The 20941-nt window shown below is 54.7% G+C and carries 20 protein-coding genes; 1 reads left to right on the forward strand and 19 read right to left on the reverse strand.

Translation table 11 applies throughout. The annotated features are described in order from the left end of the window. Positions 1 to 7: 7 nt before the first annotated feature. The 11 genes from cobA to FYJ78_RS00240 all read right to left on the reverse strand — a co-directional run bounded on the left by cobA (position 8) and on the right by FYJ78_RS00240 (position 12922). A complete protein-coding gene (cobA, locus tag FYJ78_RS00190) occupies positions 8 to 1531 on the reverse strand; it encodes a uroporphyrinogen-III C-methyltransferase (protein WP_154619403.1) in 1524 nt (507 codons plus the stop codon). 39 nt (positions 1532 to 1570) lie between these two features. After that, positions 1571 to 2512: a hydroxymethylbilane synthase gene (gene hemC, locus FYJ78_RS00195; RefSeq protein WP_328597591.1), complete on the reverse strand. Its 942-nt coding sequence runs from the start codon at positions 2510 to 2512 to the stop codon at positions 1571 to 1573. Then, positions 2472 to 3791 carry a glutamyl-tRNA reductase gene (gene hemA / locus FYJ78_RS00200; protein ID WP_154619404.1) on the reverse strand — a complete coding sequence of 440 codons (1320 nt, stop codon included), beginning with the start codon at positions 3789 to 3791 and terminating at the stop codon, positions 2472 to 2474. The genes hemC and hemA overlap by 41 nt, the downstream gene beginning before the upstream one ends. Beyond that, positions 3760 to 4434 carry a precorrin-2 dehydrogenase/sirohydrochlorin ferrochelatase family protein gene (locus FYJ78_RS00205; RefSeq protein ID WP_195847811.1) on the reverse strand — a complete coding sequence of 225 codons (675 nt, stop codon included), beginning with the start codon at positions 4432 to 4434 and terminating at the stop codon, positions 3760 to 3762. The genes hemA and FYJ78_RS00205 overlap by 32 nt, the downstream gene beginning before the upstream one ends. Positions 4435 to 4545: 111 nt before the next feature. Continuing rightward, positions 4546 to 5217 (reverse strand): response regulator, encoded by a 672-nt coding sequence (locus FYJ78_RS00210; protein ID WP_154619406.1) that lies wholly within the window; start codon positions 5215 to 5217, stop codon positions 4546 to 4548. A gap of 21 nt (positions 5218 to 5238) precedes the next feature. Beyond that, positions 5239 to 6609 carry a secretin N-terminal domain-containing protein gene (locus FYJ78_RS00215; RefSeq protein WP_154619407.1) on the reverse strand — a complete coding sequence of 457 codons (1371 nt, stop codon included), beginning with the start codon at positions 6607 to 6609 and terminating at the stop codon, positions 5239 to 5241. 20 nt (positions 6610 to 6629) lie between these two features. Continuing rightward, on the reverse strand, positions 6630 to 7172 hold the full coding sequence (locus FYJ78_RS00220) for a hypothetical protein (protein WP_195847812.1): 543 nt from the start codon (positions 7170 to 7172) through the stop codon (positions 6630 to 6632). A gap of 196 nt (positions 7173 to 7368) precedes the next feature. Beyond that, entirely contained in the window at positions 7369 to 8832 is a 1464-nt protein-coding gene (locus tag FYJ78_RS00225) for a glucose-6-phosphate isomerase (RefSeq protein WP_154619409.1), read from the reverse strand. Positions 8833 to 9019: 187 nt separating this feature from the next. Next, the gene (locus FYJ78_RS00230; protein WP_154619410.1) at positions 9020 to 10705 is read right to left on the reverse strand and encodes a phospho-sugar mutase; all 1686 of its coding nucleotides are present in this window, start codon (positions 10703 to 10705) and stop codon (positions 9020 to 9022) included. Positions 10706 to 10823: 118 nt separating this feature from the next. Beyond that, entirely contained in the window at positions 10824 to 12167 is a 1344-nt protein-coding gene (locus tag FYJ78_RS00235; protein ID WP_154619411.1) for an MATE family efflux transporter, read from the reverse strand. Next, a complete protein-coding gene (locus FYJ78_RS00240; RefSeq protein ID WP_154619412.1) occupies positions 12164 to 12922 on the reverse strand; it encodes a YdcF family protein in 759 nt (252 codons plus the stop codon). Before FYJ78_RS00240 ends, FYJ78_RS00235 begins: the two co-directional genes overlap by 4 nt. Positions 12923 to 13060: 138 nt before the next feature. Here FYJ78_RS00240 and FYJ78_RS00245 point away from each other — a divergent pair, with 138 nt between their 5' ends. After that, a complete protein-coding gene (locus tag FYJ78_RS00245; protein WP_154619413.1) occupies positions 13061 to 13405 on the forward strand; it encodes a cupin domain-containing protein in 345 nt (114 codons plus the stop codon). 112 nt (positions 13406 to 13517) lie between these two features. Here FYJ78_RS00245 and FYJ78_RS00250 read toward each other — a convergent pair whose 3' ends face one another. From FYJ78_RS00250 to yqeB, 8 genes are all read right to left on the reverse strand, one after another. Next, a complete protein-coding gene (locus FYJ78_RS00250; RefSeq protein WP_154619623.1) occupies positions 13518 to 14642 on the reverse strand; it encodes a cation diffusion facilitator family transporter in 1125 nt (374 codons plus the stop codon). Between the two features lie 129 nt (positions 14643 to 14771). Then, a complete protein-coding gene (locus FYJ78_RS00255; protein ID WP_154619414.1) occupies positions 14772 to 15317 on the reverse strand; it encodes a glutathione peroxidase in 546 nt (181 codons plus the stop codon). A 221-nt stretch (positions 15318 to 15538) separates the two neighbouring features. After that, a complete protein-coding gene (locus tag FYJ78_RS00265; RefSeq protein WP_154619415.1) occupies positions 15539 to 15769 on the reverse strand; it encodes a glutaredoxin family protein in 231 nt (76 codons plus the stop codon). Next, the gene (locus tag FYJ78_RS00270; protein ID WP_154619416.1) at positions 15763 to 16707 is read right to left on the reverse strand and encodes an NAD(P)/FAD-dependent oxidoreductase; all 945 of its coding nucleotides are present in this window, start codon (positions 16705 to 16707) and stop codon (positions 15763 to 15765) included. The genes FYJ78_RS00265 and FYJ78_RS00270 overlap by 7 nt, the downstream gene beginning before the upstream one ends. A gap of 213 nt (positions 16708 to 16920) precedes the next feature. Beyond that, positions 16921 to 17421: an acetolactate synthase small subunit gene (gene ilvN, locus FYJ78_RS00275; RefSeq protein WP_154619624.1), complete on the reverse strand. Its 501-nt coding sequence runs from the start codon at positions 17419 to 17421 to the stop codon at positions 16921 to 16923. 2 nt (positions 17422 to 17423) lie between these two features. Further along, the gene (gene ilvB, locus FYJ78_RS00280) at positions 17424 to 19109 is read right to left on the reverse strand and encodes a biosynthetic-type acetolactate synthase large subunit (RefSeq protein ID WP_154619625.1); all 1686 of its coding nucleotides are present in this window, start codon (positions 19107 to 19109) and stop codon (positions 17424 to 17426) included. 182 nt (positions 19110 to 19291) lie between these two features. Beyond that, complete coding sequence (locus tag FYJ78_RS00285; protein ID WP_328597592.1) at positions 19292 to 19960, reverse strand: ComF family protein; 669 nt, start codon at positions 19958 to 19960, stop codon at positions 19292 to 19294. Continuing rightward, positions 19953 to 20795, reverse strand: coding sequence for a selenium-dependent molybdenum cofactor biosynthesis protein YqeB (gene yqeB, locus FYJ78_RS00290; protein WP_154619417.1), 843 nt, complete (start codon positions 20793 to 20795; stop codon positions 19953 to 19955). The genes FYJ78_RS00285 and yqeB overlap by 8 nt, the downstream gene beginning before the upstream one ends. Positions 20796 to 20941: the final 146 nt, after the last annotated feature.

Here is a 20941-nt window from a genome sequence, read left to right on the forward strand (position 1 = left end):
TGCATCTTTAAAGGCTCTTTAATAAGGCCTCGATCAGCCCGTCGATCGTGTACGTCTCAGCCACAATGGACGGATCAAGGCCCGCCTCGCGGGCCGTCGCCGCTGTCACGGGACCGATGCAGGCTGTCCGCACATGCTTAAGCGATTCCGCACCGCCAAGAATTTTCATGAGATTCCGCACCGTCGACGAACTCGTAAACGTCACGAAATCAATCTCCCCCGCTGAAAGCGCCTGCCGCAGCGCATCGGCTTCCTCAGCGGGAACCTCCGCAGCCTCCGTCTGATAAACCGGCACGACGTCAACCAACGCACCCTGCCCGCGCAATTTCTCCGGCAGAATCTCTCGCGCCTCTGCAGCGCGCGGCAAAAGGATTCTCGCATGCGGCGGCAATTTCCCCTTAAGCGCCTCGATGATGCCCTCTGCCCGAAACTCCCGGGGTACCACATCGGCGCGAATGCCATAGGAGAAAAGCTTGTCCGCCGTCGTCTGACCGATAGCCGCGATTTTGGCATAACCGAGGGCGCGGACATCCTTCCCGGACCGGCCCAGACGCTCAAAGAAACGTTTTACACCATTTGTACTCGTAAAGATCAGCCATTGGTAATCCGCAATATGCGCAATGGCCTCATCGACGGCACGATAATGATCAGCCGGCGCGGCAATGGAAATAGCCGGCTTTTCGATGACGTTCGCGCCGAGATTTTCCAAAAGCGCCGTAAGTCTGGATGCCTGGCTGCGCGCTCTCGTAACCAGCACCGTCTTTCCATACAGCGGCCGCTGAGAAAGCCGGTCGAACCACTGCAGCTTCTCCCTCAGCTTTACCACCTCGCCGACAATAAAGATCGCCGGCGGCTTAAGCCCGGCTTTCGCGACGTCTTCCGCCGCCGTACCGACCGTCGTCATGAGCACGCGCTGTTCCGGCTTCGTCCCCCAGCGGATCACAGCGGCCGGTGTATCCGCGGGGCGGCCATTGGCGATAAGCTCCCGCGTGATATGCGGAAGGTTTGCCACGCCCATAAGAAACACCAGCGTATCGACACCTGTCGCGAGCTTATCCCAGCGCATATTGCTCTCACCTTTTGTCGGATCTTCATGGCCTGTGACCACGGCAAAGGATGTGGCAACCGCCCGGTGCGTCACAGGGATGCCCGCATAGGCAGGAACGGAGATCGCCGAGGTGATTCCCGGCACAATCTCAAACGGAAGGCCGTTTTCCTCCAGCAGCAGCGCCTCTTCGCCGCCGCGCCCAAATACAAACGGGTCACCGCCTTTAAGTCGCACTACGCATTTCCCCGCGCGGGCTTTATCCACCAAAAGGCGGCTGATATCTTCCTGCTTCATGGTATGATGGCTGGACGCCTTGCCGACATAGATATACTCCGCATCCTGCGGAGCCCACCGCAGAATGCGATCATCAGCCAGCCGGTCATAGACGACAACTTCCGCTTTTTTAAGACATTCCACCGCTTTCAGCGTGACCAGCCGGTAATCTCCCGGCCCTGCTCCGACTAAATACACCATTCCTGCCATAAAAGCTCTCTCCCTTTGCAAGTAAATTCCTGTTCTATTTCAGCGGTTTTGCAGCAGACCGATTTCCTGCAGGATGCTCAGGCCTCCCATATCCAGCAAGCGATCCGCCAGCGTCCGGCCCAAATGCTCTGCCTCGCCAGCCGGACCGCTCAATCTGTCGCGATACAAGCGCATGCCGTCAACCGAAGCGATCACCGCTTCAACGCAAAGACTGCCCGCCGTATCCGGCGCCGCGTAAACACCGACAGGCACCTGACAGCCGCCCTCGACACGCGCCAGAAAAGCGCGTTCCGCCGCAGCGCAATGCACGGTTTCCTCATCATTGAGAAAGGCAATCCTGCGACGGAGTTCTGCATCGCTTTCCCGCGTTTCGATGGCCAGCGCTCCCTGACCAACAGCGGGGAGGATCATATTCTGCGGCAGAATCTGCGTAATGCGGTCGCCAAACCCCAGCCGTCTGAGTCCCGCCACCGCCAGAATAATGGCGTCAAACGACTCTTCTTCCAATTTTCTGAGCCGCGTATTCACATTCCCCCGCAGATCCCGGATCTGAAGATCCGGCCGCACATGAAGGAGCTGCGCCCGGCGGCGCAGACTGGATGTGCCGACCACAGCGCCGCGGGGAAGTTCGCGAAACGTCCGGTAACGCAGGCTGACCATGGCGTCACCGGGATCCAGCCGCCTGGTAATCGCTGAAATGACCAGTCCCTCCGGTACTTCCGTCGGCATATCCTTGAGACTGTGCACCGCCAGATCAATGCCGCCATCTATCATTTCCGCTTCCAATTCTTTAGTAAAGAGGCCCTTGCCGCCAATCTTTGCCAGCGGCGCATCGAGAATCTTATCCCCTTTTGTCGTCATGAGCTTCAGCTCCGCCTTAAGTCCGGGATATTCCTCTTCCAAACGCCCTTTGACGTATTCTGCCTGCCAGAGCGCCAGCTTACTGCTCCGCGTACCGATAATGATTGTGTCTTTCTTCACTGGTTGCCGTCTCTCCTATCGTATCGAGCTTGAACAATGCCCGCATGGCATCGATATAGAACTGTTCCTGCGGCGTACCGGCCGATGCATTGAGTTTCATCATCGGCATACGCAAAATCTTTCGCACGATCATGCGGCTCATATGCTCCACCTGACGCCGTTCCTCCTTGGTGAGTTCCGGCAGCTTTGAAGCCGCCCGCTTTACCTCGCGCTGGCGGATGCGCTCACAGCGGTCGGAAAGAAGGGCCATAAGCGGCCGGAAGGACAAATACCGGAACTTATCCTCAATGGATACGACTTCTTCCTCCACGATCTCTCTAGCCCGCACGGCCTCTTCCTGACGCTCCTGAATGTGTTCATCGACCACCTCTTCCAGCGCGTCGATATTATATAACGTCACCCCCCGGATCTCGCCGACATCCGGGTCCACATCGCGAGGAACAGCAATATCGATAAGGAAAAGGCGGCGTCCCCGCCGGCGGGTCATAAGCTGCCTCGTTTCCCATGGTTTGATGACGTAATGCGGCGCCCCCGTGGACGTCACAATCACATCGGCATCCACAGCGCGCTTCATAGCCTCGTCAAACGGAATGGCTTCCCCGTGAAAGCGGTCGGCCAGCAGTCTGGCCCGCTCGATATGGCGGTTGGCCACATAAATCCGGCTGATCCCGCGAGACTGCAGATGCTGTATCGTCAATTCAGCCATCTTCCCGGCACCGAAGATCAGGGCGTTCTTCCCTTCCAGGCCGCCCAGTTCCTCACGCGCCAATTCAACCGCCGCATAGCTTACCGAAACCGAATTATATTGAATGCGCGTCTCCGTCCGCACCCGCTTCCCCGTGGCAATCGCCCGATGGAACAGCGTATTGAGCACCGTACTCGTCGTGCCGGCTTCCCGCCCCATCGCGTAAGCTTCCTTTACCTGAGAGAGAATCTGTCCTTCGCCCAGCACCAGCGAATCCAGACTGGATGCGACATTGAATAAATGACGGATACATTCCTCTCCGTCAAAAGAATACAAATATGCATCGATATTCTCTTCGTTTCCCGTCAAGTCAAACAGGAACTGTTTCAGTTCCGGCAGATCCGTCCCGATATCCTCAACAACCGCATACACCTCGCTGCGGTTGCAGGTAGAAAGAATCACGGCTTCCGACAATCCCTCATATTCATTGAGATTTGCCAGCCCGCTGCGAACCGCCTGCTTGGAAACCGCGAAGCGTTCACGCACCTCTATCGGTGCGGTCTTATGATTCAATCCCAGCATCAATAATTCCATGTCGTATCTCTTCCTCCGCCTGATCAATCCGGCCGGTTCTCACTAACTCCAAAATCTGCTCATTCAGTACCTTGCGCCAAAAGCGCTGATGCGCATCCGCACCGCCCGGCATAGCCAGCACCTCCTGACGGATCCGGGCCAGCCGGTCCAGAAACGCGCCAAAAGACTCCGGATACTGCTTTTCCAGGTCCCTGCGCAGCAGCCGCGACAGAGCGGGGCTTGCGCCATCCGTCGAAACCGTCATCAGCAGCCGGCCGCGCTGCACACGGGACGGAACCTGAAAATCCGTCCGTTCAGGACACGAAGCATCATTCACCAACGCACCGAGAGCAGCGGCTTCTTCCGCCGCCCGGCGATTGACTTCGCCGCAGTCCGACGTACAAAACACCAGCAGCGGATGAAGCGGCGCGAGCATCCCTGCCTGAAACGGCTCCGCCACCCATTTCAGGCTTCCGTCTCCGGCGAGCTTTGACAGAAAATCGGTAAGCGCAGGAGCAATAACCGTGACCTCCGCCCCCGCAGAAAGCAGCGCTGTGATTTTTCGCTCCGCCACCCGGCCGCCGCCGATCACGGCACAGCACCGGCCGGAAAGGTCGAGATTCATCGGATACAGCATAAGGCCCCTTTCCCTGAATGTCTTCAACTACGAATGTGATTCATCTTTTAAAAACTACTTGTTTCATTATACTCCAAAAAAAGGAAAAAAAGAAGATATCCGAAAGGATACCTTCTTTTACCTGTTTGTCTCAGCCGGTCAGTCCAGCGATATGATCTTATTCTTCAGGACATAGACCAGAGCCTGAGTCCGGTCATTGACCTTTAGCTTATGAAAAATGCTGGTCAGATGATTTTTGACCGTCTTTTCACTAAGTCCCAGTGCCTTGCCGATATCCTGATTGGAAAAGCCTTTGGCAATACACTCCAAAACATCCATTTCCCGGGCAGTCAGCCGCTCTCCCCGGCTCTCATTGAGCATTTCCCTTGCCCGGCTCTCCACATCATCGGAAAGCGAAAGGCTACCAAAAAGGCGTTCAGCCAGCTTTGGATAGACAAACGCATTGCCCTCATTCACGACATGAATCGCCTTGATCAGCACCGATGGTTCCACGTCCTTCAACAGATAGCCAAGCGCTCCATTTTTCAGCAGCTCCAGCACGTAATTATCGCTGTCATGGATCGTCAGCGCAATAATACGCGTCGGACAGTCCGCCTGCTTGAGCTGGCGCGCTACTTCCAGCCCGCTCAGTCCCGGCATATTAAGATCCAGCAGCAGAATATCCGGCTGCAGCATCAGCGTACGGGCCAGTGTTTCCTGACCATCCTCTGCCTCACCGATAACTTCCAAATCATCCTCAAAGTTCAGAACTCTCTTAATGCCCTGGCGGAGCAGGGCGTGGTCATCTGCAATCAAAATCTTAATAGCCATAACAATTTCTCCTTTACTGTCTCATGGACTCGTGTCCTTGGTCCCGCCCGAATCGCTCAGCTGATGTGCGGTCAGAAATATCATGACCTCTGATTCCGTATGGGTTCGCTTCAAGCTGCGAAAAAAACCGCCCAGTACCGGCAGATCCCCAAGAAACGGCACTTTGCTGAGATTGCGCGACTCTTCGCTCCCGATCAATCCGCCAATCACCATCGTTCCTCCATCACAGAGACGCACCGTTGTGTCCGCGCTGCGCTTTTGAAACCGATAAGCCTTAATATCATTAACATAAAGCGGCGAACTTACTTCTGTATGAACTGCCGCCGTGATCTGTCCGTCCGCATTCACCCTCGGCAGACAGCGGAGAATGATCCCCGCCTGCCGATAGGTAATGGATGTCGTCGTCGTGGCATTGGTCACAGACTGAACCGGAACGGGTATATCTCCGCCAATATTAATGACAGCTTCATGTCCCTGAACCGTCGTAATGTTCGGGCGCGCCAGTACCCGCGCCTTTCCCTGACTGATCAGGGCATTGATTCTTGCACTGAAATAGGCTTCAAACGGTACGCCGTCCGGACCATGGCCGAACTGGATCACGCCCGGAACCTGATCTCCCCCGTTCCAGCGACGGTACACCTCATCCTCCCGGCGTTCATTGCTTTTCCCCTCATGCCGATAAGTCCTGCGGTGTTCCGGATACTGAGGAAGCTCCGACCACTGCCACTCGATGCCGAGATGTTTGGACGCCTCTCTGGACAGCGCGATCACTCTGGCCTCCAAAGAAACCTGCGGCGCCGGAATGTCCAGTTTGCGAAGAACGGCCTCCGCCGATTGCGCTTCGGACTCTGTTCCATAGAACAACAATGCACCAGCGGACTCATCCACGAGTACCCGGCCGGCACGATTTTCTTCTCTGTCATTCCATTCCTTCATCTTACTCTTCTTTTTATCACTGATTATATTATTCGCCGCAGAGTCCGATTTTCCTTCCGACTGCAGCGACATATTTACAGCAGATGCCAATTCATGCGGATCCGCATAACGGACTGTATAAGTATGTACCCGACGCATCGCCGCTGCTTTTTTTGCTGTGGTCACCACGTAAACATCCCCGTCCCTGACCGCACAGAGCCCCTGTGATGCCGCAATCAGCTCCAGCAGCCGTTCCGGTTCTCCGGAAAGATTCAACGTGACACGACCGGTCACACCATCGTCCAGAATCAAATTAAATCCTCCGGCCTTTGCCACCGACAAGAAAACCGGACGCACATCCGCCTCTACGGTTTTCAGCTGCATCGGCGACGCCATGGAAAAATCCGTCGCCGCAAAAAGGCACAGCACTGCGAATCCTGCCAGCCGTACGGCCTGTACACCGCGTATCCATCGCATGATGTTCTTCCCCTCGTTTCTTAAAATTCCGGCAGAACAAGCTGCCGTTCTCCACCTTCTCCGCTGATTCGAACCCTGTCCTCCCCGATGAAGTCCAGCCGCCAGCCCATCACCATCTCGCCTTGGCTTAGAGAATACAGCCTCCCCCCGGAAGCAATCAAAGCCAGCCGTCCCTCAGAACCTCGAACGATCCCCTTCAGGCTGAGTTCCGGAGCGCGTTTTTCCTCTGCAGCCAGACCGGCTTCCGCAGGTTCGGCTGGCCGCATAACCGCACCGGCAGCAAAAACTGGCAGTACACCTTTCTTCCCCGCAGCCGCAGGTTCCGTATCCGGTGCGGATTCCTTCTTTCCCTCCTTTTCTCCAGCTGTCTCATGCCACGACGAAAAGGGATTCCGAATCTGTGCCTGTCCATCGGCCTTCTCCAATCCGCTGACCCTTTTTTCTCCCAGCGAAGCCGCTGGTTCAGCAGCAACCGGTTCCGGTTCTTCGGTGGGTTCCTCATTTCCCGCCGCATAGAATCCCAGGCCGGCCATCATTCCCACGGCAGCCAGAATCAACATCATTTGCCGCTGTCGTTCCTGTTCCACCTTGTACATCTCCCTTCTATGTCCTTATGTAGTGGACATTTTCTTTATTATAGCCTATTTTTAATCTATTGTATAGCGTTTTATATTGTTTGATTCGTTTTTTGCCTGATATACAAAAAACTGCGGCAAAACGATCGCTCATTTTGCCGCAGTCATACGTTGAAATATAAAGTTATGCCTTCTGGTTCATAGCTTTGCGCTCTGCCAGTTTTGGTCCCATGATGCGTTTGTACGACTCGACGCCCGGCTGATTAAAGGCATCGACATCAGCCAGCTCGCCTTCGTAGGCAACGGACATGGCCAGCATATACAGAAGCTCGCCGAGATGATACGCGTTAAGCTCCGGCAGGGTAAAGCAGGCGTTGTACCGCTTGTTGGAGGCCAGCGCGTCCGCATTGGACTGCCGTGCGACTTCCAAAGCCTGTCCCATCGTTACACCGGAAATATCGGCCAGCTTTTTCGCCTCAGGGAATACATTGGGGATCTCCAGATCCTCTTTCCAATTTTCCAAACGGATAAACTGAACGACCTTGTTCAGCTTGCCCTCCTGATGCTGCTGGGTCTGGGAATGCATATCCGTCGTGCCGACGGCGACCAGCGGGGTGCGGCCATAGCAGACTTCCTTGCCCTCTTTGTTGTACTGTTTGCCGAGGGACTCCGCCAGAAGCTGGATATACCATTCGGAAACCGATTTGAGATAGTCGCCGTACGGCATCATCACTTCGATGTCACGCCCGTGTTTTTCCGAAGCCGCAAACTTCAGCGCTGCGTTGAGCATCGCAGGATTCTGCCACATATCATCGTTTTGGCAAGCCTTGTCCATATCCTTCGCACCATCAAGGAAGGACTGGATATCGAAGCCGATGCAGGCAGCCAGAGTCAGGCCGACCTCGCAGAAGATGGAAAAGCGTCCGCCGACGCCATCCGGTACGGCATACTGCGGCCAGCCTTTTTCAATGGCCAGCTTCTTGAGCAGGGTCTGATTTTCCATGTTCGGGTCCGTCACGGCGACCACTTCTACATCAATGCCCTCCGCCTTCTGCAGGGCATCGTAAATGACCATGAAGTTGGACATCGTATCCAGTGTGCCGCCGGATTTGGAAATGACCAGAAGCAGGACCTTCAAATTTCTCTTTTCATGCGTTCTGGCAATCTGTGCAGCGTTCTTGAGATAATGAATGATGTCTCCCGTCCGGCGCGGGTCGATATTGTTGCCGCTGAACAGGACCTTCGGAAAGCCGTTGCGTTCCTCGCGGGACAGAGCGTTCCAAAATTCGCCGCAGTGCACATCAAAGAGCACCTTGTCGCCGAGATACGATCCGCCGATGCCCAGAGAAACCACAACATCCACATTGTTTTGAACGTGATCGGTAAGCTCCTGCAGATGCTTCAGCGAAGACGGGCTGTTGAGATGCCCTTCCTCGACATAGGGAAGCTGGCTGAACAGAACCTTCTCCGGCTCGCCGTCTTTCGACAGATGCGCACGGATAAAACCAGTCTCCCGCATGACCTTCATCGCTTCATGCGCCTTTTTCAGATCTTCTTCATACCCTTTCAGATCTGCATCCGTTACTTTCCCCTCGCCATACAAATTGTCGTAATCAAACGTAAAGCCGGATTTCAACTTCAAGCTCATTTGTGTAACACTCCTCCACCTGTCATACATCCCTTGCTATGCAAACTGCAACACAAAAAAGATGCATGTATAACTAGATCACATATACTTCCACACGTGATTATTATAACATGCATCATTTCTTCTGTGAAGTTTTATTCGCAGGGAAACTGAAGCCGGAAGCGCCCCGGTTTCATGGTTCCCTGATTCAGGCCAGCAGCGGCTTGATCGCTGCCGCCAATACTTCCTGTTCTTTTTTCGCCTCGTCCAGATCCTGCCCCAACGTCGTAAAATACGTCTTGATCTTCGGCTCCGTACCTGACGGACGCACGACAACCGACGCCCCGTCGTCCAGCATATAGATTAAAACATTGGCCTTGGGCAGTCCCGTCTTATCCGGCTCTGCATAATCTATGGCCTTCTTCACCGTTTTGCCGGCAAACTGCTGCGGTGGATTTTGGCGCAGGCCGCTCATGATTTCCTTCATTCGGTCCATCCCGGACAGCCCCGGGAAAGAAAAGGACTCTACTTTATTGTAATAGCGCCCATATTGACGATAAATCTCTTCCATACGTTCCTTGAGCGAAGAACCGATCGAACGATAATACGCCGCCATTTCACAGATAAGCATCGAAGCAACGACCGCATCTTTATCGCGGACATAAGATCCGGCCAGATACCCGTAGCTTTCCTCAAAACCGAAAAGGAACCGTTCCGTCTCGCCGGCTGCCTCCAGCCGGGCAATCTGATCGCCGATCCACTTGAATCCCGTCAGCACATGACGAAGCTCCACGCCATAGTGCTCCGCGACTTTATCCGCCAGCGGCGTCGAAACAATGGACATGACGGCAACCGGTTTTTCCGGCATCGTCCCCTTCTCCGCACGTCCCTGACAGATATAGTCGAGCAGCAGAACCCCCATTTCATTGCCGGATACCAGCTCATACGAACCATCCGCGCATTTCATCGCAATGCCGACGCGGTCGGCATCCGGGTCCGTCGCCAGCATGAGATCCGCATCTTTTTCCTTCGCCAGTTCCAGTCCTCTGGCCAAGGCGTCAAAAATCTCCGGATTGGGATAGCTGCATGTCGTGAAATATCCGTTGGGATATTCCTGTTCCGGCACAATGGAAATATCCGTAATGCCGATATCCTTCAGAACGCGCGTAACCGGCACCAGTCCGGTTCCGTTAAGCGGCGAATAGACCAGCTTCAGTCCGGCCGATTTCGCCAGTCCCGGACGAACCTGACACGACTCAACCGCCCGATAGAACGCATCCCGGCAGTCTTCGCCGACAAACTGGATCAATCCCTTTTCTACGCCTTCGGCAAAGCCCATATGACGTGCGCCAGTCAGCACATCTGTCTTTTGGATCGACTCGTAAACGACCGCGGCCGCATCGTCCGTCATCTGACATCCATCCGGGCCATAGGCCTTATACCCATTATATTGTGCCGGATTGTGCGATGCCGTAATCATAATACCGGCGTTGCAGTGATAATAACGCGTTGCAAAGCTCAGCGCCGGCACGGGCATCAGCTCATCATAAAGCCGCACATGGATTCCATTGGCGGCCAACACGCCGGCTGCTTCCCGCGCAAAGGTCCAGCCCTTGAGACGGCTGTCATAGCTGATTGCCACAGTCTGCGTTCCTGCCTGCGTTTTGACCCAGTCCGCCACCCCCTGCGTAGCCTGACGCACCACCCAGATATTCATGCGGTTCGTCCCCGCTCCCAGCACGCCGCGCAGCCCCGCCGTACCAAAAGTCAGCGCAACGGCAAAGCGGTCGCGGATCGCCTCGTCATCCCCCGCAATCTCACGAAGCTCCCGGTTCAGATCGAAATCCTGCAGGTCGGCGGCGGCCCAGCGCTTATACTCTTCCTGATAGGTCATAAAAACATCCCCCTTATATCCAGACTGTCTCCTGCCCATAGGCAGATCCGGCTCATTCTCAAAATATTCACTATTTCCCTTTTTCGACAGAATAAGGGGAAATCCTGCACGATTCCCCCTATTTCGCCGGATCTTTCTGTTGGAAACTCCGATGCGTCCAGAAAAAGGCAATAGCCAGCGGCACACATGAGCCGATCCAAGCCATGGGATTGGCCAGACATGCGCCAAGATAGCCCAGCCAGTCACAGAGGAAAACAGCCGCTGCACTGCGCATCAGAAGCTCCATAATCCCCGCAATCGTCGGCACCACACTTTGTCCCAGCCCCTGCAGCGTATAACGGAAAATAAACAAAAGCGACAGGATCCAGTAACAGGAACCGTTGACCATCAGATATTTCTGCCCGTAACGGATGACCTCCTGAGCCTCGTCGCCGACAAACAAACGCATAAAGAAGGGACCGAAAGCGATCAATCCTGCCCCTGCAAGGACGGCAAACGAAACGGACATCGCACAGCATTTGCGGACTCCCTCACTGATCCGCTGATACTGGCAGGCGCCATAGTTTTGTGCCGTATAAGCCGCCATGGCAATGCCGAAGGACATCATCGGCATCAAGGCCAGCGACTCGATCTTCTGCGCCGCCGCATAGGCGGCAACTGCCAGAGGGCCAAGATGATTGAGTGCAACCTGCAGAATGACCGCACCAATTGCAATAATGCTCGACTGAAATCCCATCGGCAGAGCAATGCGAAGATGCTGCCAGTAAAGTCCGGCATCCGGCCGCCAATCCTTCCGTCGCGTATGCAAAGCCGGCACCTTTTTCCAAATAAAGACCAGACAGAGCAGATTGCCGCATATCTGCGAGGCCAGCGTAGCCAGTGCGGCTCCCGGTATCCCCCAGTCCAGAACCAGAATGGCCACCGGCTCAAAGGCGATATTGAGCGTCAGCCCGCAGGCCAAAAGGATGGTCGGCGTCCGGCTGTCGCCCAGCGCCCGGATAAGGTTCGTCTGCGTCTGGTAAAACACAAACAGGCCGATTCCCGCATAAATCAACAGGATAAACGAATACGCAGCATCGAGGATTTCCTCCGGAGTCTGCATCCAGATCAGCAGCTGCCGGCAAAGCAATACCCCGGCCAGTGTCAGCACCGCAGAAGCTGCCAGCGACAGCACCGCACAGGCCGCCGCGCTACGCCTTACGCCCTCCTCATCACGGGCGCCGAAACGCTGTCCCGTATAAATGGAAAGCCCGGTGGAAAAACCGATGACAAAGCCCAGCATCAGAAACATCAGGGCTCCCGTACAGCCGACAGCCGCCAATGCGTCCACGCCGAGAAAACGTCCAACCAGCAGCGTATCCACAAAAGCGTACAGCTGCTGAAATACATTTCCGGCAATCAGGGGCAGGGTAAAGAACAAAATGAGCCTGGCCGGCTCCCCTTCCGTCAGATTTTTCGTCATTCCAGATACCTCGTCACAAATGTCCGGAGCGTCTCCTGCAATACGGTCACATTATTCAGCAGCGCCTCAGTCTGGGGGCGCAGCTTCGTATAATGAAAAATCGGATGACGGCTGACCTGATAATCTGCCGGATACGGCGTGACTTCCATCCCCTGTTTGGCAAAATTCAGCACGGAACGCTTCATATGAAACGCCGACGTGACCAGCAAAGGATGGCTGAACCCGTACTCCCGGAGCATCTGCGTAGAAAATCTTGCATTCTGCGTCGTATTGATGCTCCGGTTCTCCACGAGAATCTTCTCCGCAGGAACGCCAAGCGAGCGCAGCGTACGCGCAGCAATCTGCGCCTCCGGGCCGGAGTCCTGATATACCTGCCCGCCCGAAAGAAGAATCGGCACGTCAAGCATGCGCTGCAGGCGCACCGCGGTCAAAAGGCGATTCGCCGGATCGGCGCAGAGCGAGCCGATGCCATCTACATCGGGAACATCCGGCATCGCTCCGCCGCCCAGCATGATGATAACATCGCCCTGCGGCTCTGCCGGGGGATCATAAGAGGATTCCAGCCAACCCATCGTATAATCCGCTACAAAGCCCGTGCACAGGAAATAAAAACTTAGCGTAATCCCCGCCAGAATACCAGCCGCTTTCCGCTCCCGCCGGCATCGCCAGAGATAAACAGCCAGGCCGGCCAGCGCCAAAATAAAGATGCCCGGCGGCAGGATCCAGCTGGCGCCGAACTTCAAAAAATAAACCATAACTCCTCCCTGAAACAAAAAGAAAAAGCGCAAATTCCTGCCTGTCCGAGGAATCTCCGCATTTATTTCATCCGCAACACGTTGTATAATGTTATTGTAACAAAGAAACTGGAAAAAGAAAAGAAGGAGCATCTCATTATGGCACAAATTGAACCGAACCCCATACAGGCAGCGAATAAGGCCGGCGGAAAGGGTACCATCACCATCGTCAAGCTGCTGACCCCGGATGAGCTGGACGGCAAATGCGACATGTACGCAAAAGTCATCATTCCGCCCCTTTGCTCGATCGGCCTGCACGAACATCACGGCAATACAGAAACGTATCACATCCTGCACGGAACGGCACGTTACAATGATAACGGCAAGGAAATCACCATCGGCGCTGGAACGACCACATTCTGCCCGGACGGCGAAAAACACGGCATTGAAAACCTCTCCGCAACGGAAAATCTTGTTTTCATGGCGCTGATTATCCGGAAATAACCATACAGTCCGATCCGTTTTTTCCATAACCAGAAAGAGCCGCCGATCCATTCGGCGGCTCCGATACATGATCCCGAGGCATAAAGGCCCCGGGATTATTTTTTCGCTCCTCTTATGCCGTCACAGAAGCATCGATGTCCGGCGCGATTTGGAAGCAGTATCCGGGATAAGCCTCCCGCATCTCTCGATAGAGGATGTCCAGACCCTTCTGCGGGGGGATCACGAAGTTCAGCACCACATCAAAGCGGATTTTCTTTTCCTCCTCCTGAACGTAGAAGCCATGCATCTGCACGACCCAGTCATGCTGCAAAACACGCTTCCGGATGTCGTCACGCAGTCGGGCCGCCGCATCATCGCGCGTATTGTAGGAGTAGACCCCCACGCCGGCCAGAATGACTCCCGTTTCCCGATAAACTTTTTCCTCCGCCAGCCGCGTGAGCGCATCCACCTCCCTGACCGACATCGTATCCGGCAGCTCAAGATGCACAGAAGCCAGATTTTTATTCGGGCCATAGTTATAGATGATCAAATCGTACGCTCCGCGCACCTCAGGCAGCGAGGCCAGAATCTCTTTGACCCGATTCGTAAAAGCCGCGTCCATGCGCTGTCCCAGAATCTCATGCAGCGTTTCGATCATCATGCCAATGCCGGACTTTATGATGACGACGGAGATAACCACACCGACATAGGCCTCCAGAGAAATCCCTGTCGCAAGGAAAAGAAGAGCTGAAATCAGCACCGACAGAGAAATCACCGCATCGAACAGCGCGTCCGTTCCCGAAGCCGTCAAGGCCCCGCACTGGACGCGTTCCCCCTGCCGTCGGACGTAGCGGCCCAGCAGCCATTTGACCAGAACCGCCGCAGCCAGAATAATCAATGACGTCAGACTGTAGTCAGCCGCTTCCGGCTCTATGATTTTCTTAACGGATTCCACCGCCGAGGTAATCCCCGCATAAAAAACGATTCCCGCAACCACCAGCGCGCTTAGATACTCGATGCGCCCATGCCCCAGCGGATGCTTCTTGTCCGGCAGTCTGGCCGCCAGCCGTGTCCCGACAATCGTGATAATCGAGGACATCGCATCGGAAAGATTATTTACTGCATCAAGCAGCACCGCGATGGAATGAACCGACAGGCCGACTGCAGCCTTGAAGCCCGCCAGCAAAAGATTCGCCACGATACCGATGACACTTGTCCGAATGATGATATGCTCCCGATTCTGTCCCTTAGCCTGCATCCTTATCCTGTCCCTTCGCTTGAAATTACCTTTCATTTTAGCATACTTCTCTGGCAACTGCAGAAAAAAACGCCCCTACAGGAAGAGGAGTTTCTCCTCATACGCCGTAAGGGCACCTTTGTATCTGTCTCAGAGCAGCTTCTCAATCTCTCCGGCCAGCGCGGAAGGCTCCGTCGTCGGCTCAAAGCGGGCCACGACCTTCCCCTCGCGATCGACGAGGAACTTCGTGAAATTCCACTTGATGGAATCGCCTTCGAGATATTCCGGGAAATGCTCCTCAAGGGCCTTCTGCAGCAAGGCCGCATTGGGATGCGCCGGATCAAATCCCTTGAATCCCTGCTGCCGGGTGAGATACTGGAACAGCGGCTGAGCGTTTTCGCCGCGCACATCGCCCTTGGCAAAGATCTGGAAGGTAACGCCATAATTCAGGCGGCAGAATTCCTGCACCTCGGCATTGCTGCCCGGCTCCTGTTCCGCAAACTGATTGCAGGGAAAACCGAGAATCTCAAGCCCCTGCCCCTTATATTTCATATAAAGATCCTGCAGCTCCTTGAACTGCGGCGTAAAGCCGCACTTGCTTGCCGTGTTTACAATGACAAGGACTTTCCCCTTGTAATCCGCAAGAGACTTCTCCTCACCCTTATTCGTCTTAACTACAAAATCATAAATGCTCATCATTCTGCCTCCTGATTGGCCGCCTCGATGGAAATCGGGGCCATGTCATCGCAGCCCTGCTCTTTCGCAAGGCGGGCCAGTGCATAATACATCATGGTCCCATTAGCCTCAGCCTGCATCAGACCTTTGGCCCTTCCTTCAAATTCCGTTCCTTTGGCTGCGTTGTAAATAATTATGCCCGATCCCCCTATAACACCTTTTAAATCTGTTCTCCCAAATGGTTACAGCCCCAGCAACGCGTCAAGCTTCGCCTTGTCAAAGCTCACGACATAATTCTTGTCATCGACCGTGGTGATCGGGACGATGGTATCGCCGGTGAGCTCGTAGCAGGCATCGCGGTCAGCCTCGTTCTCCTCGATGTTGTGCTCCTCAAAATCGACATGCTTGCTCTTGAGATATTTCTTGACTTTATCGCACCATGGGCACTCGTTGATCGAATAAACCTTTACCATTTTTCATTTCCTCCTCGTTTGCTTTCAATGTATTTCCCGGCCAGCAGCGCAGCGGTCGTTCCATCGGCCGCCGCCGTAGTCAGCTGGCGAATCTCCTTCACGCGGACATCCCCTGCAGCGAACACGCCGGGTATCACGGTACGGCAGTCCTCACCGGCCGGGATGCGCCCGTCCTCCATAGCGAGTTCATCCGCAAACAATGCGGTATTCGGTACGACACCGATGTTGACAAAGATGCCGTCCACGGACAGCGCCTGCTCCGTCTGCGTATTCTTATCAAAAACATCGATAGAGCTCAGATGCTCCTCGCCATGCAACGCCCGGATCTCCGTATCCAGCAGGATTTCCACCTTTGGATTTTGCCGCAGACGCTCTACTGACACCTCGTCCGCACGGAAGGCGGAACGATGAATCAGATAAAGCTTGCTCGCGTACTTCGTCAGGAAGTTGGCAGCATCAACGGCCGCATTGCCGCCGCCCATGACTGCAATGACCTTTCCCTGATAGCTCTGCCCGTCGCAAAGCTCGCAATAATGGACGCCGCGGTTTGCGTAACGCCTTTCCTCCGGCAGCGGAAGCTTGCGGCGATTCATGCCGGAGGCGATGATGACGGCATCCGCCTCATAGATATGATCCGTGGTTTCGACGATCTTAGGCGAACCCTTGAGCACTACCCGCTCGATGGAATCGAACTCATCGATGACCGCACCGAACGACTCGGCCTGCGCCTGCAGGGTTGCGATCAGATCGCGGCCCGCGACCTGCCTGAAGCCCGGATAATTCTCGATGCCGGTGGCGTTGGCAATCTGCCCGCCCACGATGCCGTTCTCGAGCACGAGCGTCGCGAGATTCATCCGTCCCGCATAGAGCGCGGCGGTGAGTCCTGCCATCCCCGCGCCGATGATGACGACATCCTGATGTATTCTCTCCTTTGCCATCCGCATGACCCCTTTCTCTGTCTGTGCTTCTCTTTACATTTTTTATTATACACGATAATTTAATTTTGTCAAATATAATTTTGCTATTTTTATTGTATTTTTTATTCTTGTTTCAAAGGCGCAGGGAAAACAAAAAGGATGCCTCCTGCAACATGCAGGAAAGCATCCCGTAAAGCCGTATGGTGTTTTTCTATTCTCCTCTTAGCGGAAGCCTTACATCTGCTTGACCGGAACAGGGCCGCGCGACAAGGCTATTGCGCCGGTCCGCGCAATTTCCAGAATCTCATACTCGGACAGTACCTCGATGATTCCATCGATCTTGCTCTGTGAGCCGGTCAGCTCGACGACGACATCTTCCGGCCCCACATCGACGATCTTAGCCCGGAAAATATTCACGACATTGATGATATCCGCACGATGCTCACGCGTAGCCTTCACCTTGATCATGACCAGCTCGCGTTCGATAGACTCCACCTTGCTGAGATTGACGATCTTAATAACATCGATCAGCTTTGACAGCTGGCTGACGACCTGATCCAGCTCATTGGACGATTCCACGGAAACGACGATGTTGATGCGCGTAACATCCGGCTCTTCCGTATAGCCGGCGGAAATGCTCTCAATATTGAAGGCACGGCGGCTGATCAGCCCCGACACATGAGTCAGAACACCCGGCTTGTTGTCAACCAGCACCGCAAGCAGAAATTTTTTCATCATCAGCGATTCCCTCCCAGCACCATCTGATCCAGCCTTTTTCCTCCCGGAACCATCGGCAGCACATCTTCCTCTTCCGGAATCAGCACATCAATCAGCGCCGGGCCAGGCTCATTGAGGATCGCCGGCAGTCTGGCATCCAGTTCCTCCGGACTGCTCAGGCGATAGCCTTTGACGCCCATGGCTTCTGCCAGCCGGACAAAATCCGTTTTCCCCTTGAGCTCCGACTGGGAATAATGATGATTGTAGAACAGACGCTGCCATTGCCCGACCATGCCAAGAATACAGTTATGCAGAATAACGACCTTGACATCAATGTCATTATCGGCAATCGTGGCAAATTCCTGACAGTTCATCATGATGCTGCCATCTCCGGTAAACAAAATCACGCGGCTTTCCGGGCAGCCGATTTTTGCCCCCATCGCCGCCGGCAGGCCGTATCCCATCGTCCCCTGCCCGCCGGAAGTCAGAAAATGACGCGGTTTATATACATCGAAGAACTGAGCCGCCCACATTTGATGCTGGCCAACATCCGTCACGGCAATCGTATCCGGATCGGAACACTCACTGATCCGGCGTATCAAGGCCCCCGGCTTGATCTGGCCGGCCTCCTCCTTATAGCTGAACGGGTGCTCCCGGCTCATAGTCAGCGTGTGGTTCAGCCAGTCGCGATAACGCGCACCGTCGGCGCCGGCCTGAGCCAGCTTATCGCGGAACAGAGGCAGTGACCAGCGCAGATCGCCGATGACCCGGTAATCTGCTGCAACATTTTTATTGATCTCCGCCTCATCGAGCTCAAAATGAACAATTTTTGCCTTTGGTGCAAACCCCGAAACCTTACCGGTTACACGATCACTGAAACGCATACCCATGCAGAGCAGAAGATCGCTTTCCTGAATGGCCATATTGGCTGCGTAGGAACCATGCATGCCTGCAAAGCCGAGGAATCCCTCCGTATCGGCAGCCACCGCGCCAAGGCCGAGCAAGGTACAGGTGACAGGAATCCCAAGATGGCGGACGAGGTCCCGTACGATATCAGAAGTCTCCGATCCAATGACACCCCCGCCGACAAACAGCAGCGGACGCTTCGCATGCGTCACAGCTTCCACTACACTATCCAGTTCCTCTTCCCGGCCAATATACCGACCGGAATATCCGCGCAGATGCACTTCCTCCGGATACTGATAATCAAATTTCGTATCAAAGACATCCTTGGCCACATCAATGACCACCGGCCCCGGACGGCCGGTGCGGGCAATAAAAAAAGCTTCCTTTAAAACGCGCGGCAGGTCCCGGACATCCTTTACGAGATAATTATGCTTGGTAATCGGCGTGGTAATGCCAAAAATATCTGCCTCCTGAAACGAGTCCTTTCCAATATAGGGATTGGCGACCTGACCGGTAATACATACCAGCGGGACAGAATCGGTGCAGGCCGTTGCGATTCCCGTGATGAGATTGGTTGCTCCCGGTCCCGAAGTCGAAAAGACCACACCGACCTTTCCCGTAGCACGCGCATAACCATCAGCGGCATGAACCGCCCCCTGTTCATGCCGCGTGAGAATATGCGGGAATTTCATCTTATAGACCGCATCATACAGCGTAAGCACGGCGCCGCCCGGATATCCAAAAACGACGTCCACGCCTTCCTTTTTCAGGCTTTCCAACACAGCCTGTGCTCCATTCATCAACAACCTAAAGCCCCCTTGGTCATCTATGGTTTACATGTTTTCAGTCAGTATTTTTATATTATACACTATTTGTATACAAAGTTACAATACCATGGAACAAAGCTTAGCAATCCATAGTCAAAGCAGCAGGATGTCCCTATCCGAAAAAACGAAACCTCTTTTGGCGGTCGCTTCCCGACTTAATGATGATCGCTGGCCAGTACAATCGCACTGACTTCGGCTGCGCCGGCCCGTTTCAGTGTTTCCGCGCAGGCCGACAAGGTGGCACCGGTTGTCATGATATCATCGAGCAGCAGGATTCGCCTGCCGTATACGCCCGCCCCGGGCGTTACGGAAAAGGCTCCGGACAAATTCACACGCCGCTGGGCCGCGGTCAGACGATACATCGGCACAGTAGCCCGGCAGCGCAGCAGCAGGCGCTCCACAGGCAGTCCGTTTTCCTGCAGCCAGCTGCCAAAGATCAGCTCCGACTGATTAAAACCGCGCAGCCGTTCCCGACCTGCATGAAGAGGCACGGGAACCGCTACCTCCGCCGTCCGGACAAGGCGGCGGATCTCCTCATGCTGCATAGCCTGACGCAGCAGCGTTGTCAGATACGGCAGGACGGCTTTCTGCTTCCGATACTTGAGCCGATAAATCAGCGGACGCAAACGGTCCCGATACAGTCCCAGAGCCCAGACCGGATCGACGGCTTCACGCATGGACGAAGAAAGCGGAATACGGTGCGGCATGCAAGCCAGCGGGAGGCAGACCTCACACCACTCCCCCCGCCTGCTGACATACGCATGACACAGCGGACAATGCGGCGGAAACAACAGATTCCAAAACGGTTCCAGCAAATCAATCACGATGAAAAAATCTCCTCTTGCCGGCCCGGTTCTCCCAGACGAGAATGGCTTCCAATACGGATCCGGCAACACATCGGGCCTTGTCGGAAATGGTAAAGCATTCTTCCTGTCCCATCGTCGGATGAATATCGGCGATTTTTTCGCCCTGTACCACCAGAGCCCCGCGATGAAGGGCCCCCCGCAGGACCCCATTGATCGTCGCCTTCAGCTCCACAGTGCGCCCGTCCGGCGTATGAAGATGCGCGATCGGCTCTCCCCGCTTCACCATCAGGGAAATACTGCGCAGCATATCGAGCCTGCCGGCCTCCGGCGCAAAAATCAGATGCTCGATATTGCGATCAATCCCGACCGTTGCGTTCCATACATCCTGCTCCCGTGCCGAAAAGCCCTCGTAGATCAGGCGTCCCAAATTATGCCCGCGCATCGTTTCCACCACGACATCCACATCGCGGCCCGCGCAAAATCCAGGCCCCAGAGCAATAGTGTACTCTGCCATATTCCATTGCGTCCCCAGATTTTTATGACAGACAATCGCATCCACCAGAATCTGCGGCTTCAGCTCGCGGACGCAGTGCGCCTCGGGATCCTCCAGCATCACCAGCTGCCCTTTCTTCAGCCGCTTCCGGGCCTCAGCCAGATTCTCCGCCCGATAGCACGTCACGCGCTCTACCGTCGTCTCCCCGCGATACATCGCATCCGAAAAAGCTACCCTTCTCCGCGTCGCTGTCGGACTTGCCTGCTCCAATGCCAATACATGGAACCCTGCTCGATACAGGGCATGAATTACACCACTGGCCAGTTCGCCGCCGCCCCGGACGATTACCAAATGCTTCATTGCCTTCGCGCTCCCTTTTCTTTGGATTCGTTTCTATTATACTATATCTTTTCTTCTTTTACTCCTAACTTGGAAATATTTTGCATTGTTCAGATAACTGCGCACAAAAGTATTGCAATTATCTGAACAATGTGCTAATATATAAG

It is taken from the genome of Wylensekiella montiformis (genome assembly GCF_009697385.1).
Classification (GTDB): domain Bacteria; phylum Bacillota; class Negativicutes; order Selenomonadales; family Selenomonadaceae; genus Selenomonas_A; species Selenomonas_A montiformis.

What these genes read in the sequence shown, in the direction of transcription:
- cobA (WP_154619403.1), bottom strand. Translation starts at nt 1,531, where the DNA reads ATGGCAGGAATGGTGTATTTAGTCGGAGCAGGGCCGGGAGATTACCGG.
- hemA (WP_154619404.1), bottom strand. Translation starts at nt 3,791, where the DNA reads ATGGAATTATTGATGCTGGGATTGAATCATAAGACCGCACCGATAGAG.
- FYJ78_RS00210 (WP_154619406.1), bottom strand. Translation starts at nt 5,217, where the DNA reads ATGGCTATTAAGATTTTGATTGCAGATGACCACGCCCTGCTCCGCCAG.
- FYJ78_RS00215 (WP_154619407.1), bottom strand. Translation starts at nt 6,609, where the DNA reads ATGCGATGGATACGCGGTGTACAGGCCGTACGGCTGGCAGGATTCGCA.
- FYJ78_RS00220 (WP_195847812.1), bottom strand. Translation starts at nt 7,172, where the DNA reads ATGATGTTGATTCTGGCTGCCGTGGGAATGATGGCCGGCCTGGGATTC.
- FYJ78_RS00225 (WP_154619409.1), bottom strand. Translation starts at nt 8,832, where the DNA reads ATGAGCTTGAAGTTGAAATCCGGCTTTACGTTTGATTACGACAATTTG.
- FYJ78_RS00230 (WP_154619410.1), bottom strand. Translation starts at nt 10,705, where the DNA reads ATGACCTATCAGGAAGAGTATAAGCGCTGGGCCGCCGCCGACCTGCAG.
- FYJ78_RS00235 (WP_154619411.1), bottom strand. Translation starts at nt 12,167, where the DNA reads ATGACGAAAAATCTGACGGAAGGGGAGCCGGCCAGGCTCATTTTGTTC.
- FYJ78_RS00240 (WP_154619412.1), bottom strand. Translation starts at nt 12,922, where the DNA reads ATGGTTTATTTTTTGAAGTTCGGCGCCAGCTGGATCCTGCCGCCGGGC.
- FYJ78_RS00245 (WP_154619413.1), top strand. Translation starts at nt 13,061, where the DNA reads ATGGCACAAATTGAACCGAACCCCATACAGGCAGCGAATAAGGCCGGC.
- FYJ78_RS00250 (WP_154619623.1), bottom strand. Translation starts at nt 14,642, where the DNA reads ATGCAGGCTAAGGGACAGAATCGGGAGCATATCATCATTCGGACAAGT.
- FYJ78_RS00255 (WP_154619414.1), bottom strand. Translation starts at nt 15,317, where the DNA reads ATGAGCATTTATGATTTTGTAGTTAAGACGAATAAGGGTGAGGAGAAG.
- FYJ78_RS00265 (WP_154619415.1), bottom strand. Translation starts at nt 15,769, where the DNA reads ATGGTAAAGGTTTATTCGATCAACGAGTGCCCATGGTGCGATAAAGTC.
- FYJ78_RS00270 (WP_154619416.1), bottom strand. Translation starts at nt 16,707, where the DNA reads ATGGCAAAGGAGAGAATACATCAGGATGTCGTCATCATCGGCGCGGGG.
- ilvN (WP_154619624.1), bottom strand. Translation starts at nt 17,421, where the DNA reads ATGAAAAAATTTCTGCTTGCGGTGCTGGTTGACAACAAGCCGGGTGTT.
- ilvB (WP_154619625.1), bottom strand. Translation starts at nt 19,109, where the DNA reads ATGAATGGAGCACAGGCTGTGTTGGAAAGCCTGAAAAAGGAAGGCGTG.
- yqeB (WP_154619417.1), bottom strand. Translation starts at nt 20,795, where the DNA reads ATGAAGCATTTGGTAATCGTCCGGGGCGGCGGCGAACTGGCCAGTGGT.